Genomic DNA, 16,729 nt, shown 5'->3' with positions numbered 1-16,729 from the left:
GTAACATTGAAAAACACATAAAATAAGCTTATCGTATGATGATTAGAAAACTATTGACTGCTTTACTAACTCTTCTTTTTCTCTCTGCAGAAGCGGAAGAATCGGTATTCCAATTAGGAGTAATCAATAAATGGCAGCATAACAAGAAAGACGAACCTATAGTTATCGACCTGAAACAATTGCCTGTCTCTTTTACTGTTAAATCAGCATTGGTGCTCAATGGTACGGAAGAGATCGCTTCGCAATTGGATGATTTGAACAACGACGGCTGTCCGGACGAATTAGCGTTCGTTTTAGACATGGACGCCTCATCCGAGCGGATTTTACAAATCCGGTTATCTTCAGAAACATCAAACAACGTATATCCCTCACGCGTTTACGCGGAAATGCTTTTAAGCGAAAAGAACGGGAAGCACCAACTTATTCAGTCGCTTACAACACCGGGAAGTAGTGATGTTTATAATCTCTTACACCATCATGGTCCTGCATTTGAGTCGGAATTAGTTGCTTATCGTATTTATTTTGACAGGAAACAGACCGTTGATATTTACGGAAAATTCAAAAAACAATTGGAAATTGAAGCGTCTCAATTTTACCCTACAGACGAACAGTTGGCTCGTGGCTTCGGTGATGACGTGTTAAGAGTGAGTGGAAGTTGCGGATTAGGCACATTAAAAGGTTGGAACGGCAGCAAAGCGATCCACATTGAACCGGTAGATACACGCACGGAAACGATTCTCGCCACAGGGCCGGTGCGAACTATCGTAGATGTCATCGCGCGGGGATGGGAATACGAAGGAAACAAACGCGATATGCATGTGCGTTATATCCTCTACGCCGGACATCGTGATTGCGAGGTAAAGGTAAAATGGGATAAACCTCTGAAGGATGAGGTGTTTGCAGCCGGAATACAAAATATAAAAGGATCTGTTTCTCATTCCGACAACAAAGGATTAGTGGCTTGTTGGGGAACAGACTGGCCGGTAAACGACACGGTTAAGTATGCGAAAGAAACGGTCGGACTTGCTATTTCATTGCCGGAGAATGTAATTGGCGAACAGAAGAACGACCTGGCTAATTATCTCTATACGGTTAAAGGGAAAGGACTGCAAACGTTTACATACCACATCAACTTCACTTCGCGAAAAGAAACATTCGGTTATGATACGCCCGAAAAATGGTTTGCGTATGTGTCCGAATGGAAAAAAAGCCTTCAACAGCCTTTAGTGATCGAAATAAAGAAATAAAACCAACAATAAATGAAAACACACACCATCGTTACAGCAATAATTAGCTTATGCTGTTCAGCTTGTTTTGCGCTTTCAGCTCAACAAAACACCTATGTTTCTTCCGTTTGGGTTGCAGACAATGGTGACGGAACCTACAAAAACCCCATTTTGCATGCCGATTATTCCGATCCGGATGTATGCAGAGTGGGTGATGATTACTACATGACTTCTTCGAGTTTCAATTGTCTGCCCGGATTGCAAATCCTCCATTCCAACGATTTGGTTAACTGGACCATTGTGGGGGCTGCTGTGCCCTATGCCTTAGAACCGCAACTTATTCCGGAACGCCCTGAACACGGAAATCGTATTTGGGCTCCGTGTATACGCCATTATAAGGGCGAGTTTTATATTTTTTGGGGAGACCCCGATCAGGGCGTGTTTATGACGAAAACAAGGGATGTACGCGGTGCGTGGAGCAAGCCTGTGTTAGTAAAAGAAGGCAAAGGCATTATCGACACAACACCCTTGTGGGACGACGACGGACGGGTTTATCTGGCACATGCTTATGCCGGAAGTCGTGCCGGACTTAAAAGTGTTTTGGCGGTATGCGAACTCAACGGGGAAGCGACAGCTGCTATTACTGAAAGTAGAATTGTCTTTGACGGACATGAAAAACACGAGACTGTAGAAGGACCTAAGTTCTACAAACGCGATGGAATGTACTATATTTTTGCACCGGCCGGGGGAGTAGCCACTGGCTGGCAGTTGGTTTTACGTTCCGCTAATCCGTATGGTCCATACGAAGAAAAAGTGGTGCTGGCGCAAGGGAAGACGGCTATCAACGGTCCGCATCAGGGAGCGTGGGTAGATACCAATACCGGAGAAGACTGGTTTCTGCACTTCCAGGATGTAGGAACCTACGGACGTTTGGTTCATCTTCAACCAATGAAATGGAAAAATGGTTGGCCTGTAATTGGTTTGGATAGAGACGGAGATGGTTGTGGAAACCCTGTTCTGCGTTACAAGAAACCGGATGTGGGAAAATCCTACCCGATAAATACGCCGCAGGAAAGCGATGAGTTTTCAGCGAATAAAACGGGAGGGCAATGGCAATGGCACGCGAACTTTAATCCGAAATGGGTATTCAATGATGCAACCAACGGACTGATCCGACTCTATTCCTATCCGGTAACAGAGGCTTACGCTAATCTATGGAACGTAGCAAATCTGCTGTTGCAAAAAACGCCTGCTGATAAATTTACCGCTACCACTAAGGTTCGTTTCAATCCTACACAAAAATATTTCGGCGAACGTGCAGGTTTAGTCGTTATGGGGTTAGATTATGCCGGACTGATTATGGAAAATACAGAACAGGGCATTACGCTTTCTCAGGTTTCCTGTATCGAGGCCGACAAACATTCTTCCGAAACGGTTCAGGAAAAGGTGACCGTTTCCAACGATTGGCTTTATCTGCAAGTGGCGTTCGACTCCAAAGCCGTTTGCCGGTTTGCCTATAGCACGGATGGTAAAACGTACAAGAGTTTCGGCAAACCTTTTCAGGCTAAAGAGGGAAAATGGATCGGTGCCAAAGTCGGACTTTTCTGTACCCGTCCGAATATTCAGACCAACGACGGCGGCTGGTTGGATGCCGACTGGTTCCGTATCAGCAAAAACGGTGAGGATCGTTTGGCTTTGCTTGAGCCGGCAATCCGGATTGCCGATTCCGAAATGGCACGTTGTCCTGAATCCTGGCAGCTGGATTTCCAACCAAGTTTGAAATGGGATTATTGCCATGGACTCGAACTACAGGCATTCCTTCAATTGTATGAAAGAACCGGTGATGAAAAATATGTTGACTACGCACTGGCATACGCCGACACCATGATTCATGCCGACGGTTCCATCACAGCCTACAAACTGGAAGATTATAACATTGACCGTGTCAATTCCGGAAAGATGCTGTTCCGTCTTTACGACTACACCAAAAGCGAAAAAATAAAGAAAGCTATTGATTTGCTCCGTAGTCAGTTGGATACGCATCCGCGCAATGACGACGGTGGCTTCTGGCATAAGAAAATCTATCCGCATCAGGTCTGGCTGGATGGCGTATATATGGGTACTCCCTTTATGGTAGAATATGCCGCCCGGTTCAATCGTCCGCAGGATTTTCAGGATGCGATCAATCAAATCCGCGTGGCAGCCCGCCACACCTACGATCCGGCGAATGGCTTGTATCGCCACGCAACGGATGTCAGCCGGCAAATGTTTTGGGCCGACAAAGAAACGGGGCAATCCAAACACGTATGGGGACGTGCGTTAGGTTGGTATGCCATGGCTATAGTAGATGCGTTAGACTTTATTCCTGCCGATGAGGCCGGAAGAGACGACGTGTTAGATATACTGAATAATATCGTTGTGCAATTAAAAAAGATTCAGGATAAAAAAACCGGACTGTGGTATCAGGTGCTTGATCGTAGTGGCGACAAAGGCAATTATTTAGAATCTTCGGCTTCCGCTATGTTTATCTACACCTTGTTTAAAGCAACACGTATGGGGTATATAGACAGTTCCTATCGTGAAATGGCGGAGAGATCCTATCAGAGTTTCCTGAAAGAGTTCATTAAAAAAGATGAAAACGGACTGACCGATCTTACCCGTGCTTGCGCTGTAGCCGGACTCGGAGGAAAAGAAAATCGCTCCGGCGACTATCAATACTACATCAACGAAACAATCCGTTCCAACGATCCGAAAGCCATAGGACCATTTATCATGGCCGTTCTCGAACGTGAATTGGTGCAATAATTAGAATGATTGTTAGGGGCGAAAAAACTTTCGCCCCTAACAACATTGACCCACCTCCCTTGTCAACCTGACCATCCTACCCTTGTCATCTCGACCATCCCTCTTTGTCATCTCGACCGAAGTGGAGAGATCTCTGCATAGTGCTTCGTTCAATAATAGTCACTTGGTATGAGATGCTTCGACAGGCTCAGCATGACAGTGGATGGGACAGTGTTTTAAGGGGTTTCACCCCTGCGACCCCAACTATCCTCTTCACCATTCCAACTATCCTCTTCACCATTCCAACCATCCCTCCCTTGTCATCTCGACCGAAGTGGAGAGATCTCTGCATAGTGCTTCGTTCGATAATACTCACTTGGTATGAGATGCTTCGACAGGCTCAGCATGACAGTGGGTTGGTATGAGATGCTTCGACAGGCTCAGCATGACAGTGGATGGGACAGTGTTTTAAGGGGTTTCACCCCTGCGACCCCACATCATTTTTTGGCTTGATCCAAAAAACGAAGCAAAAAAGATCAAGGCTGCACTTCCTTCGCTAAAAAACACTGCGCTTTCGCTAAACAAATCGAAAACTCGCTTCGCTCAAACAACGATTTGTTTTTAACGCTTTCGCTCCGTGTTTTTCTTAACGCTCATCCAATGAGGCCGGTTTTTTCACGGCTCGCCGCTTTTCGCGGCATCGCGCTCTTTTCTGGAAAAGAACCGCCCTTCCCTGTCAACCCGACCACCCTCTTTGTTAACCCGACCACCCTTCCCCTGTCATCTCGACCGAAGTGGAGAGATCTCTGCATGGTGCTTCGTTCGATAATACTCACTTGGTATGAGATGCTTCGACAAGCTCAGCATGACATTGGGTTGGTATGAGATGCTTTGGCAGGCTCAGCATGATAATGGATGGGAACGGGTTTTAAGGGGTGTTTTGTTTTCTGCTTTCGAGTTTTGGTGAAACGAAACTTTTTGGGATTTTCTTTTTAAGCTTGTTTTTGATGGGGAATGACTTCTTTGTTCGTTTTTTGTTACGCTTGTTCAACGGTGATAAAATGGGGCTTATTTTGGATCTTGGGTTTTTTATCGCCTGCATTATTGTGTTTAGCATTGGCTTTTTTTGAGATATAGTAATGTGTCTGAAAACGTAAAGGTTGTTTTTTTAAAGATATCCTTTATGTTTTTGAAAATATCCTTTGTTTTGGGGAGGGGAATTGTCCGTTTTTTGTGGATTTATCTGATGGAATTGAGGGGTGAATGGGTTAGTGCTTGCTTTTTGCCTTTCGACTGTCTTTCATCTATAGGCAAACCGCCTAATGTAGGCCGTAAATGAGATGGAATCAACTTTTTATGATAATTCATTATGCTTCATTGGGGTTGGATGATTTTGGAATTCGTGAAATGATTATCTTTGCCTGTATGAAAGAATTTATCATATCAGAAGCGCAATCAGAAAAAGCTGTACTCGTGGGGTTGGTTACTCCGGAGCAGAATGAGCAAAGGGTAAAAGAGTATCTCGATGAACTGGCTTTTCTGGCCGATACTGCCGGGGTGGAATCGGTTAAACGGTTCCAGCAGAAACTGGACTATCCTAATCCTGTTACTTTTGTGGGCACGGGAAAACTGAAGGAGATTAAAGAGTATGTGGTTGAAAATGAAATTGGCTTGGTGATTTTTGATGATGAGTTATCGGCTAAGCAGCTACGTAATATCGAAAAGGAACTTCAGGTCAAGATATTGGACAGAACGAATCTTATTCTGGATATTTTTGCTCGTCGCGCGCAGACGGCGCACGCTAAAACACAGGTGGAGCTTGCGCAATATAAGTATATGTTGCCTCGTCTGACTCGTTTGTGGACGCACTTGGAGCGTCAGCGTGGGGGTGTAGGGATGCGCGGTCCGGGTGAAACGCAGTTGGAAACGGATAAGCGTATTATTCTTGATAAGATAGCGAAACTGAAAAACGACCTCAAGGATATCGATAAGCAAATGAGTGTTCAACGCAAGAATCGGGGTAAGATGGTGCGTGTGGCACTTGTGGGGTATACCAACGTAGGTAAATCTACCTTGATGAATTTGTTGAGTAAGAGTGAGGTTTTTGCTGAAAATAAATTGTTTGCTACGCTGGATACGACTGTGCGCAAGGTGATTGTGGAGAATCTTCCGTTCTTACTTTCTGATACGGTAGGGTTTATCCGTAAATTGCCGACGGAACTTGTTGAGTCGTTTAAGTCTACACTCGACGAGGTGCGTGAGGCTGATCTTCTTATTCATATTGTGGATGTTTCTCATCCTACGTTTGAAGATCAGATTGAGGTGGTGAACAAAACGCTGGCTGAAATCGATAAAGTCGAAAAGCCGATGATCATGGTGTTCAATAAGATTGACGCTTTTACTTATGTGCAGAAAGAAGAAGATGATCTGACGCCGGCTACCCGGGAGAATGTAAACTTAGATGAACTGAAGCGGACGTGGATGAATAAGTATCAGGATAACTGTCTGTTTATTTCCGCAAAAGAACGTACGAATATAGATGCGCTTAAGTCGTTACTGTATGAACGGGTGAAAGAAATACACATAACGCGTTTTCCGTATAATGACTTTCTCTTTCAGCAGTACGATGAAGATGAATAAACACCTATGGCTAACAAACGAAATCTTCGCCCGGATGAGATAGGTACTTTGCAAACGCAGTTTTGTTATGCGGACGATTGGAACTGTGTATTTGTTCCGGAAGAATTTGATATAAACTATGTGCATCATGTTCGTTTTGCCGGACGGGTGGAACTTGGTGCTTTCCGTAAAGTGTTTGAACTTCCGGGAGGACTAAAGAAACACAGCGGATTAAGGCACGTTACACTGTTCAATTGTGTATTGGATGACAATGTGCTGATAGAAAACGTGCAGAATTATATTGCCAACTACCATATCGGGGAAGATGCTGTTATACAGAATATAAATGTGCTGCTTGTTGAAGGCGAAACTTCGTTTGGAAATAACACGCCGGTTTCGGTTTTGAATGAGACGGGAGGGCGTGAGGTTCCTATTTATGATGGTTTGTCTGCTTCTTTGGGCTATATAATAGCGCTTTACCGCCATCGCCCGAATTTGATAAGCCGCCTTAACGAGTTGGTTTCTGTTTATACGGCCGGAGTTACTTCCCGTATCGGACGTGTGGGCATAAGCTCGCGGATCATTAATACCGGTACAATCCGGAACGTGAAGATTGGCGATTATACTACGATTGAAAACTCAACACGTTTAGAAAACGGAACAATCAACAGCAATGAGGCGGCTCCGGTATATATTGGGGATAGTGTGATTGCGCAGGATTTCATCATTTCTTCGGGAGCCTATATTGCTGACGGTGCTAAAATTATCCGTTGCTTTATCGGACAAGCCTGCCATATTACGCACGGATTCTCGGCACACGACTCTCTGTTGTTTAGTAACTGTGGGTTCGAAAACGGAGAGGCTTGCGCTATTTTTGCCGGACCTTTTACTGTTTCAATGCATAAAAGCAGTCTTCTGATCGCGGGAATGTTCTCTTTCCTGAATGCCGGTTCCGGGTCGAACCAGAGTAATCACATGTATAAGCTGGGGCCTATTCATCAGGGAATTGTAGAAAGAGGATCAAAGACAACCAGTGATTCTTATATTCTTTGGCCGGCTCGTATCGGGGCGTTTTCTCTTGTTATGGGGCGTCATCATCAGCATAGCGACACTTCGGATATCCCTTTTTCTTATCTGATTGAAAAGAATGATGAAACTTATCTGGTGCCGGGGGTAAATCTTCGTAGTGTAGGAACTATTCGTGATGCTCAGAAATGGCCTAAACGAGACAACCGAAAGGATACGGAATTGCTGGATATGATCAACTATAACTTGTTGAGTCCGTATACGATCCGAAAGATGATCAAAGCGGTAGAGATTCTGACTAATCTGCAAAATCTGGTTGGGGAGACTTCGGATGTGTATTATTACCAGAACACACGTATTCAAGGAAATTCGCTTCGCAACGGACTGGAATTATACCGGTTGGCAATTAATAAATTTCTGGGCAACTCCTTGATAAAACGTTTGGAAGGGGAAGCTTTTTCCTCGATCAGCGATGTGCATGAACGGCTTTCGCCGGATTGTGTTGACGGTAGCGGCGAATGGGTGGATATGTCCGGCCTTATTCTTCCTCAAAAACTGTTGAATGCATTTCTTGATAAAATAGAGGCAAAAGAAGTGGTCTCTTTGGAAGAGATAGCGACTTATTTCCGGAAAGTTCATAAAGCCTATTATTCGCTGGAATGGACTTGGTCTTACGAAGTTATAGCAGCTTACTACGGTGTGAATCTGCGCGAAATTACAGCAGCAGAAATTATCCTACTGGTTCGGAAATGGCAGGAATCCGTAATACGTTTAGATGAAATGCTATATCAGGATGCGAAGAAAGAGTTTTCACTCACGTTTATGACCGGATTTGGTGTGGATGGTACTGCCGAGGAAAAACTGGGCGATTTTGAAGGGGTTCGCGGAGACTTTGAAAACAATCCGTTTGTATCTGCTGTGCAAGAGCATATCGTGAAAAAGCGTGCACTCGGTGATGAACTGATCGGGCGATTGCAGCTGTTATTATAAAAAAATAGAGACGCACGGTTGTACGTCTCTATGTTATAGGGTATAGGTAAGGTTATTCTTCGATCTCGACCAATTTGGCTCCGGCAGCAACAATCGTACCCTCTTGTACAAACCATTGCTTAATGGTTCCACTGTACTCTGACATGATGTTGTTTTCCATCTTCATGGCTTCCAAAATCAGTAGGTCTTGTCCTTTTTGCACATGATCTCCGGGTTTTACGAGCATTTTAAAAATGCTTCCGGGCATAGGAGCTTCCAATACTTTTCCGGTAACAGGATGTTGTTCTTCTTTTTTGATCTCTACAGGTTTTTCTTCCGGCTGAGGGATGCTTTCATAGCGTAACTTTTTCTGATTTGTGAGGTAAGTCGACGCGACAGAAGGGAATAAGTCGAGCAACAGCACTTCTTTCTCTGTTTCAGCGAGTTTCACCCCTCCGTATTCCGTTAATGTGGGATTGTCCGGCGTTTTATGTTTCGATGTGTCGTATGGTGTTTCTTCCTTAACTTTGGCGATTTTTAATCTGAATTCAGGTGAAATGGGAACAGGGGTCTTGCCGTATTCTCCTTTCACCAAAGAAACGAACTGATTGGATGTGTTGGTGTACATCTCTTTACCGTGTTTCAGGTCCAGGGCGCAATTGACGGCTTGCACACCTACAATCTGACTGGTCGGCGTAACTAACGGAGGAAGTCCGGCTGCTAAACGTACGGTTGGAATCAGCTTCATCGCATCTTCCAATATATCCATCGCGTTGAGTTGTTTGAGTTGAGCAACCATATTGGTGTACATACCGCCCGGTATTTCGGCGTTCTTAACCAATTCATTCGGCTTTGGAAAATTAAAGTATGTCTCTATCCGGTGACATGCTTGTAAAAGAGCCTCTTCGTTGCTTTTTTTGGCTGCGCTTATCGCATCGTCAAAAGCTTTGTCTATCTCTGCCGGCAGCTGATCTGTTAACGGATTGAAAGGTTTAGGAAATTGTTTTACGGCATCGAATGCATCTAATTCCTTACGGATATGGAATAATTCCCGGTTGATTTTTGCAACAGCCTCCATGTCGATGTCCAGTTCGATACCTAATTTCTGACAGAAAATATAGATTAATTCGATTGCCGGAGCGGCAGGTCCTCCCGCGAAATTCCAGATAACCGTATCTACAATATCCACTCCGTTGATAATAGCGGCTAATACGGATCCTAAGCCATAGCCCGGTGTGCAATGCGTGTGGAAATCTACCGGAATAGTAAGGTTTTTCTTAAAGAGTTTCACCATTTCCGCGCTTCTGTTTGGCTGGATCAGTCCGCTCATATCCTTTATAGAGATCATATCGGCTCCAAGCTGTTCCATCTCCTTTGCTTTTTGCAGGAAATAATCGTTTGTGAAAACAGCTTTGGGAAGTGGCGTTCCTTTCAGACCGGCCTTAAGCCTTTCTGCTAAAGTGAAGTGCGGATCAATGGTGTAACAAACCGCGCAATCGGCAATACCGCCATATTGTTTCACGTAGCGGATCGTTGATTTTACATTATTTACATCATTCAGTGCATCAAAAATACGCATGATGCCTAAGCCGGAATCAATTGAGTTTTTGCAAAATCCATCAATGATTTCATCCGGATAAGGAGCGTATCCGTAGAGATTTCGTCCTCGTGAAAGGGCAGTTAGTTTAGAGGTGTTTCCAACAACTGCTTTGATTTTTTCTAACCGATCCCAAGGATTTTCATTAAGGTAGCGCATAACCGAGTCCGGTACAGCGCCGCCCCAAACTTCCATAGCATAAAAATTCGCCTCTTTGTAATAAGGCAAGACTCTATCGACTTGTTCCTGAGTCATTCTGGTAGCAAATGCAGACTGCTGACCATCTCTTAATGTCAAATCTCGAATAAGTAGTTTACGTGCCATGACTTTATTGGTTTAAAGAATGATAGAGTAAAGGTATCGAAAAAAATCAATCTTTATAATGTAATTTTATGAAACGTAAACAGTTTTGGAGGGTGTTTTTAGGGGCATTTACTAATTGGCAATAATTTATGATTATTAGATATTTTAGAAGTGTTTTAGGTTAGAAAAAAAATCTTTATCGCGTTATTATGTTAGAGATTGAAACAGTTAAATAACGCTAAATAAAGAAATTTTTCCGCAATTTGTTTTTTGAGATCTTTTCGTGTCGTTAATAGAGACGTTTTATGTCTGTTCCGACGTAATAATGGAGTAAAATTTTATCATATGAATAGCCTTGTTCTCCCATTACCGCTGCGCCGATCTGACATAAACCAACGCCATGTCCCCAACCGGAACCTTTCAGAATAAAATGATCTCCCTCCTTATGGATAATGAAGGCTGAACTGTAAAGATGAGAGGTGGATAATGTGCGCCTTATCTCCAGTTCCTTTCCAATGATCATTGTTTTTTTAGAACCAACGATTTTGAGCTTGGTTAAACGACCGGAAGTTCCTCGTTCAATCGGAATGAGTGATTGTATGGTTCCGAAATCAATTCCCGAGCGTTTATAAACTAATTCGGACAGTTCCTTTTGGGAATAGCGAACCTCCCAGCGATAAAAGTCGGTTGTTTCCTGATCATAGTTATTTAGAACTTGTCCGAGGATAGTCTTGTCTGTCGTATCGCAGAATGAATCAGGTCGGGTGTTTACCCATGTAATAAATTCAGGCTCTATAGTCAGATCGGGTATATCTTTATTGTCTGCCGCATCACGAAGTTTTACAAGGTAAGAAAATTGTTTGTTCTCCCAGCAGTTTTGAAACTCTTCAACTACGCCTCCACAACATTTGGAGAAGCGCGCGTCACATATCTTGCCTTCTGAAAGTAAGACTTGCCCCCGGGTTTCATTGATTGCTTGCTTTACGGTTTCTATATTGGAAAAAGCGCGTGTGATACCCTGATAACGCTGACAATGATCATCAGCGCACACATCAAACAGGGTGTGGTCTTCCCGATCGTACCAGCGGATCAATTCGTTCTCTGTTTCTGTAAAGGTAGAATAGCTTTCGTTTGCAGAAACAAGTTCTTTGTTCTTCTCAATTTGCGCGAGAAGCCAACTGCGTGAGATTACAGCGTGTGCCTTTAATAATTCGAGAGAAGCTGTCGCACTCATCTCAGACGAAATAACACTCGTAAGATAATCCTCGACCGACAATATATTAATAGCAATCAGTTGATCCTTATCCGCAATTAACTTTAAGGCTCCCTGAAATTGCTGATCTTCCTTTCGTTCCCAATGAAAATTGATGCCAATCACAACATCTTTGATGCGGAATGAAGAATCTGCTTGTTGAGGTTTAAAGAGCAGTTCATCGTAAAATTCTCCGTTCCAGCTGATTTTACCGTCTTTCAGTGTTGCGGTCCATTCGCCTGTTGCCGGATTACCATTAAAACGATAGTCTTCGCTTAAAGAAAAAGAGATGGTTGGGTTCCATAGGATTCCAATACTAACTGTTGCTTCCATAGATGAAATATTAAGATTGAAGGGTTTTCTTTCGTGTTAATAACAATAAACCGACAAATGTCAGAAATGCATTCAGTATCAAACGGTCATGACTGAACTCATAACCATTGAACCAGGCTTTCGAATTGGTGTCGATAATGAAACAAAGAATTGGTGAGAGAAGTGCTACCAAAGGTACAAAGCGATCGTGTACTTGTTTTTTCGTGAAGATGCCGAATACAAACATACCGAGTATCGGACCGTATGTATAGCTGGCCAGAATATAAACGGCATTGATCACAGACGTATTATTCAACAAGTTGATGAGAATGATCACTAATCCCATAATAACGGACATACCGATATGTACTATCCGGCGCGTACTGGCTACTTTCAGCTCATTGTCTTTTTTAGTGCTTTGCAGAATATCCACCGTAAAAGAGGTAGTTAGTGCCGTTAGTGCCGAACCTGCCGCTGCGTAAGCAGCTGAAATTAATCCGATCACAAACAAAATGGCTACGATCAGCGGGAAATAGCCTCCTGTAGCAATAAAAGGAAACAGGTCATCTCCCTTAGTGGGTATCTCCAGATTGTTTTGGGCGGCAAAGGTGTAAAGCAACACGCCTAAGACAAGAAACAGCAGAATAATGAAAATCTGCAATATTCCGCTTGTAACCATATTCTTTTGCGCGTCTCTCGGATTTTTGCAGCTGAGGTTCTTTTGCATGAAATCCTGATCTAAGCCCGTTGTCGCGATCACAAGGAATATTCCTGCAAAGAATTGTTTGAAGAAGTACTTGCCATCCTTTATGTCGTCGAAGAAGAAGGCTTTAGATAGATCGCTGTCACGTACCATCGCCGTCATTTCTGAAAAATTGTAACCCAGATCTTTTGAGATATAATAGATGCATAGCACAACAGATACTACTAAACAGAACGTCTTCAGTGAATCTGTCCAGATCAATGACTTTACACCTCCTTGATGCGTATAAAGCCAAACCAGAAAAACAGTAAATACCACGTTCAGAATAAAGGGGGCATTCAACGGTTCAAAAACCAAGAGCTGCAAAACGATACAGACTAAATACAATCTTACCGCGGCACCCAACATTTTTGAAATAAAGAAAAACCAAGCTCCTGTCCGGTAAGACGAAAGTCCGAACCGATTTTCTAAGTATTCGTAAATCGAAGTCAGATTCATTTTATAGAACAAGGGTATCAATACAAAGGCGATAAGGCATTGCCCAACGGCAAACCCAAGAACCATTTGCAGATAGGAGAAGGATTGCGTGGCAACCATTCCCGGAACCGACACGAAGGTTACGCCGGAAATAGCTGAGGCAATCATGGCGAAGGCAACTACATACCAGGACGATTTCCGGTTGCCGGTAAAGAATCCCTGATTATCCGCCTTACGACCTGTGATATACGAAATACCAAATAATACGGCAAAATAAGCTGCTATGGTGAGCAAAACTAAAATAGGAGTCATCATTTTATTCTCGGTATTTAATTTTATTCGGCATAAAGCAAATAAGGTTTGCGTTGCTGTTTAAACTGCTCTACATCACCTTTCCACATTTGCTTGATTTCTTCTGCTGATTTTCCAGCTATGATCATCTTCCGGATATAATCAACCCCGACTAATTTTTCGAAGAATGGGCGGAAGAAATGGTCGTCTAATTTTAAATTCGTATAAGCATCGATCACATAGCTCAGATCGAATCCTCTTGCGAATATATCTTCGTTCGGCACGTCTCTTAAATCTACACCGTAACAAAGACGATTAAGTTGGGGAGGATTCTTTGCTCCCGGAATACTTTTGGGAGTAAAGGAAAAATCGTACCCTTTCATATTCGGATGTCCATATACCTGAAACGCAAATTCTGTACCTCGGCCCAGACTAACCGGAGTGGCTTCGAACAGGCAAGTAGAAGGGTAAAGATAAATCGATTTCATGTTTGGCAGATTAGGAGAAGGGGGGAGCGGAACCTGATATAAGGTTTGGTGGGTATAATTCTTACATTTAATAACGGTAACATCACAAACCCGGGATTGAGGCAGCCAACGTTCTCCGTTCGTCATTAAAGCCAGTTCGCCCAGCGTCATGCCATGCACAACGGGGATAGGCAGCCAGCCTACACCTGATTTGTGTTTCATATCTAAGATCGGGCCGTCTACATAATGACCATTCGGATTCGGACGATCTAATACTAACATCTTCTTATTGTATTCAGCGCAGGCGTCCATCAATCGAACCATCGTTGCGTAATACGTGTAAAAACGAAGCCCCACGTCTTGTATATCAATAATCATTATATCGAACATGTCCATCGATTCCCGGCTTGGCTTTTGTCCTTCACCTCCGTAAAGTGAGCGAATAGGCACTCCCGTTTTCTTATCGACAGAACTGGCTACATGTTCGCCTGCGTCAGCGTCTCCGCGAAAACCATGTTCCGGAGAGAAGATCGCTACCACATTAAACTTGTTTCTTAATAAAAGATCGAGCAGGTGCTCATCCCCTACCATACCCGTATGATTGGACATGATGGCAACACGCTTATTCTTCAGTATCGGGAAATATTCTTTGGTCGATTCCGCGCCGACTATCACTCTGCTTTGCTGTGCCGAAGCGAACGTGACAGACAAAAAAAGCACAATCGTTGTTATGAAAAATTGTCTCATGGTATTGTGTTTTTATGAAGTTGCTCCAAATGTAAGGATATTTGGAGCAACTTTCTTTTAAATATGAACTATTAAACTGATTATTCCCAACCGGGGTTTTGACTTAGTGTATATCCAACGTCTGAATATTTGTTTATTTCAGTAATAGGTACAGCTCGCAGATAGTTACGTTCGGAATTTTTATCTCCCTTCGTGAATGTGCGTTGAGCGGTTTTATCACCTGCATAATAGTAGAACATGATATAACCTTCTTTGGACTCATCACCACTTGGATTAAATAGCTTTACTGCACTATTGATTCCCGGATAATCTTCTTTTTTGATCCATGCTCCCAGTACAATATCAGAAGGTTGACCTCCTTTTTGAGTATTAAGATATTCAAATTTCGCCCATCTGTTCAGGTCGTCGCTTCTGCGTCCTTCCATAACTAACTCAATACGGCGTTCGCGTCGTATTTCCCATAATACAGGGTCTACATCTGCATCTCTTTTCGGGTCATTTATGATAACGCCATTTACGCTGATAGCATTTCCGCTTAGTGTTATCTGGGGTAGTGAACGAGGTTCTGCTGTATCTCCCCATTTGCTTAGCTGTCTTTGTCTTATTTGGTTGATAGAAACATCCAAATCAGCTTGAGTAAAAGCATCGCCACCAACACGCGCTACTTCAAACCGTGCCTCTGCATAATTAAGAAGTACTTCTGCATAACGAATTATAGGAGCATCAGCAGGGCTTAATAGACCTGTAATGTAAGGCTCGTTATCTGCCAACCACTTTTCGTTGAGGAATTTTTTTGAAACATATCCTGTCGGTGAAGTTGCGGAATGTAATCCTGAGTTCATAATACGCAAGGAATCCACAAATGAATCATATAATCTGGGGTCCCGATCCACAAACGAATTCTCGATACTTGGGTCATCTTTACCTTTATATAATGTAGATTGAGAAATAGGCAAACCGTCAACACATAAATAACTATCGATAAGATCTTTTGCAACACCACCCAGTTCCTGGTCTTCTTTTGCGTTATAAGCTAATAATGCATTACAGAATAACCCGGTTACATACTCACGGTAGAAGACGATTTCCGGATTTCCTGCCAGTGATTCGCTTGTAAATAAAGCATTATAAGTATTTCCTATTTTGAACTTGCCCGAACTCATTACAGCGTTCGCTCCTTTGATAGCGCCGTCCAGATAACGTTTGATCGTGCCATTATCTACAGCAGAACCTGTTCCTCCAACAGAAGAACCATGGTATTTACACCAAGTGCCATGGAATAGCATCCAGCGTGACATAAAAGCACCAACTACGTATTTGTTGAGCTGTAAAGTTCCATCATCAACCCGTACATTATCAACAGCATAATTAAAATCCTCAAGGATCTTATCTGTTACGCTAATTCTTGAATCTCTGTTTTTATATAAAAGATCCAATTCACCTGGTTTAGGTGCCACATCATAAAACGGAACATCTCCAAATTCTTTAACTAAAGTGCTATGAGCAATAGCTCTGAAAAAACGCGCAATTCCTGTCCAATGCATCTTTGCCGATTCTTCAATGTTCATATTCGGAATGTTTTCCAACATTACGTTGGCTTTCCGTATCATTTCGAATTGTTTTTTCCAGACAATATTATTGTTTGGAGCGGTAGTGTTGCTTGCCGGAAAATAGAAGCGTTGAGCCCTGTCTGTTCCTGTCGCAGTAGTAAGCAGAAAATCGTCATTATATGAGTCTCCGGAAAAATAACCTCCGAATAACCGGTAATCCTGTGCGTATCCAGTAAAATAGGAAGAGTAAAAATCCTGAGAATAAGAACGCAAACTGGTTTCATTCACCCAGAAGTTTTTATTTGTCAATTTGTCTAATGGCTCTTTGTCTAAGTAATCTTCACAACCGAAGAAAGCGAAGATAGAAAGTAGCCCTATATATATTAGATTCTTTTTCATCTTGTAT

At 43.0% G+C, this 16,729-nt stretch carries 10 protein-coding genes and 1 pseudogene; 6 read left to right on the top strand and 5 right to left on the bottom strand.

Features of this window, described 5'->3' with window-relative positions:
- Nucleotides 1-38 precede the first annotated feature (38 nt).
- The 6 genes and pseudogenes from B9Y81_RS11395 to B9Y81_RS11380 all read left to right on the top strand — a co-directional run bounded on the left by B9Y81_RS11395 (nt 39) and on the right by B9Y81_RS11380 (nt 8,645).
- Nucleotides 39-1,247 carry a DUF4861 domain-containing protein gene (locus tag B9Y81_RS11395; protein WP_085537764.1) on the top strand — a complete coding sequence of 403 codons (1,209 nt, stop codon included), beginning with the start codon at nt 39-41 and terminating at the stop codon, nt 1,245-1,247.
- 12 nt (nt 1,248-1,259) lie between these two features.
- Nucleotides 1,260-2,900: pseudogene (locus B9Y81_RS15360) on the top strand (glycoside hydrolase family 43 protein); the annotation flags it as partial.
- Nucleotides 2,892-4,031 (top strand): glycoside hydrolase family 88/105 protein, encoded by a 1,140-nt coding sequence (locus B9Y81_RS15355; RefSeq protein WP_449560114.1) that lies wholly within the window; start codon nt 2,892-2,894, stop codon nt 4,029-4,031. The pseudogene B9Y81_RS15360 and the gene B9Y81_RS15355, both read left to right, overlap by 9 nt.
- A gap of 820 nt (nt 4,032-4,851) precedes the next feature.
- Nucleotides 4,852-4,977: a hypothetical protein gene (locus tag B9Y81_RS15445; protein ID WP_262494098.1), complete on the top strand. Its 126-nt coding sequence runs from the start codon at nt 4,852-4,854 to the stop codon at nt 4,975-4,977.
- A gap of 458 nt (nt 4,978-5,435) precedes the next feature.
- Nucleotides 5,436-6,650: a GTPase HflX gene (gene hflX, locus B9Y81_RS11385; protein ID WP_085537763.1), complete on the top strand. Its 1,215-nt coding sequence runs from the start codon at nt 5,436-5,438 to the stop codon at nt 6,648-6,650.
- Between the two features lie 6 nt (nt 6,651-6,656).
- Nucleotides 6,657-8,645 carry a DUF4954 family protein gene (locus B9Y81_RS11380; RefSeq protein WP_085537046.1) on the top strand — a complete coding sequence of 663 codons (1,989 nt, stop codon included), beginning with the start codon at nt 6,657-6,659 and terminating at the stop codon, nt 8,643-8,645.
- 52 nt (nt 8,646-8,697) lie between these two features.
- On the opposite strand, the gene B9Y81_RS11375 is transcribed toward B9Y81_RS11380, so the two are convergent.
- The 5 genes from B9Y81_RS11375 to B9Y81_RS11355 all read right to left on the bottom strand — a co-directional run bounded on the left by B9Y81_RS11375 (nt 8,698) and on the right by B9Y81_RS11355 (nt 16,722).
- Nucleotides 8,698-10,545: a biotin/lipoyl-containing protein gene (locus B9Y81_RS11375; RefSeq protein WP_085537045.1), complete on the bottom strand. Its 1,848-nt coding sequence runs from the start codon at nt 10,543-10,545 to the stop codon at nt 8,698-8,700.
- Between the two features lie 268 nt (nt 10,546-10,813).
- Nucleotides 10,814-12,109, bottom strand: coding sequence for a SpoIID/LytB domain-containing protein (locus B9Y81_RS11370; RefSeq protein WP_085537044.1), 1,296 nt, complete (start codon nt 12,107-12,109; stop codon nt 10,814-10,816).
- 10 nt (nt 12,110-12,119) lie between these two features.
- Complete coding sequence (locus tag B9Y81_RS11365) at nt 12,120-13,580, bottom strand: sodium:solute symporter (RefSeq protein WP_085537043.1); 1,461 nt, start codon at nt 13,578-13,580, stop codon at nt 12,120-12,122.
- Between the two features lie 23 nt (nt 13,581-13,603).
- Nucleotides 13,604-14,773: an exo-beta-N-acetylmuramidase NamZ family protein gene (locus B9Y81_RS11360; protein ID WP_085537042.1), complete on the bottom strand. Its 1,170-nt coding sequence runs from the start codon at nt 14,771-14,773 to the stop codon at nt 13,604-13,606.
- Nucleotides 14,774-14,853: 80 nt separating this feature from the next.
- The gene (locus tag B9Y81_RS11355) at nt 14,854-16,722 is read right to left on the bottom strand and encodes a RagB/SusD family nutrient uptake outer membrane protein (RefSeq protein ID WP_085537041.1); all 1,869 of its coding nucleotides are present in this window, start codon (nt 16,720-16,722) and stop codon (nt 14,854-14,856) included.
- Between the last annotated feature and the right edge of the window lie 7 nt (nt 16,723-16,729).

Origin of the sequence: Massilibacteroides vaginae (assembly GCF_900178525.1) — a bacterium.
Lineage (GTDB): Bacteria > Bacteroidota > Bacteroidia > Bacteroidales > Tannerellaceae > Massilibacteroides > Massilibacteroides vaginae.
This window is presented reverse-complemented; position numbering and strand designations above follow the sequence as displayed.

Excerpts from the sequence above, each read along its gene's own strand:
- B9Y81_RS11395 (WP_085537764.1), top strand. The coding sequence starts at position 39 with ATGATTAGAAAACTATTGACTGCTTTACTAACTCTTCTTTTTCTCTCT.
- B9Y81_RS15445 (WP_262494098.1), top strand. The coding sequence starts at position 4,852 with ATGAGATGCTTCGACAAGCTCAGCATGACATTGGGTTGGTATGAGATG.
- hflX (WP_085537763.1), top strand. The coding sequence starts at position 5,436 with ATGAAAGAATTTATCATATCAGAAGCGCAATCAGAAAAAGCTGTACTC.
- B9Y81_RS11380 (WP_085537046.1), top strand. The coding sequence starts at position 6,657 with ATGGCTAACAAACGAAATCTTCGCCCGGATGAGATAGGTACTTTGCAA.
- B9Y81_RS11375 (WP_085537045.1), bottom strand. The coding sequence starts at position 10,545 with ATGGCACGTAAACTACTTATTCGAGATTTGACATTAAGAGATGGTCAG.
- B9Y81_RS11370 (WP_085537044.1), bottom strand. The coding sequence starts at position 12,109 with ATGGAAGCAACAGTTAGTATTGGAATCCTATGGAACCCAACCATCTCT.
- B9Y81_RS11365 (WP_085537043.1), bottom strand. The coding sequence starts at position 13,580 with ATGACTCCTATTTTAGTTTTGCTCACCATAGCAGCTTATTTTGCCGTA.
- B9Y81_RS11360 (WP_085537042.1), bottom strand. The coding sequence starts at position 14,773 with ATGAGACAATTTTTCATAACAACGATTGTGCTTTTTTTGTCTGTCACG.
- B9Y81_RS11355 (WP_085537041.1), bottom strand. The coding sequence starts at position 16,722 with ATGAAAAAGAATCTAATATATATAGGGCTACTTTCTATCTTCGCTTTC.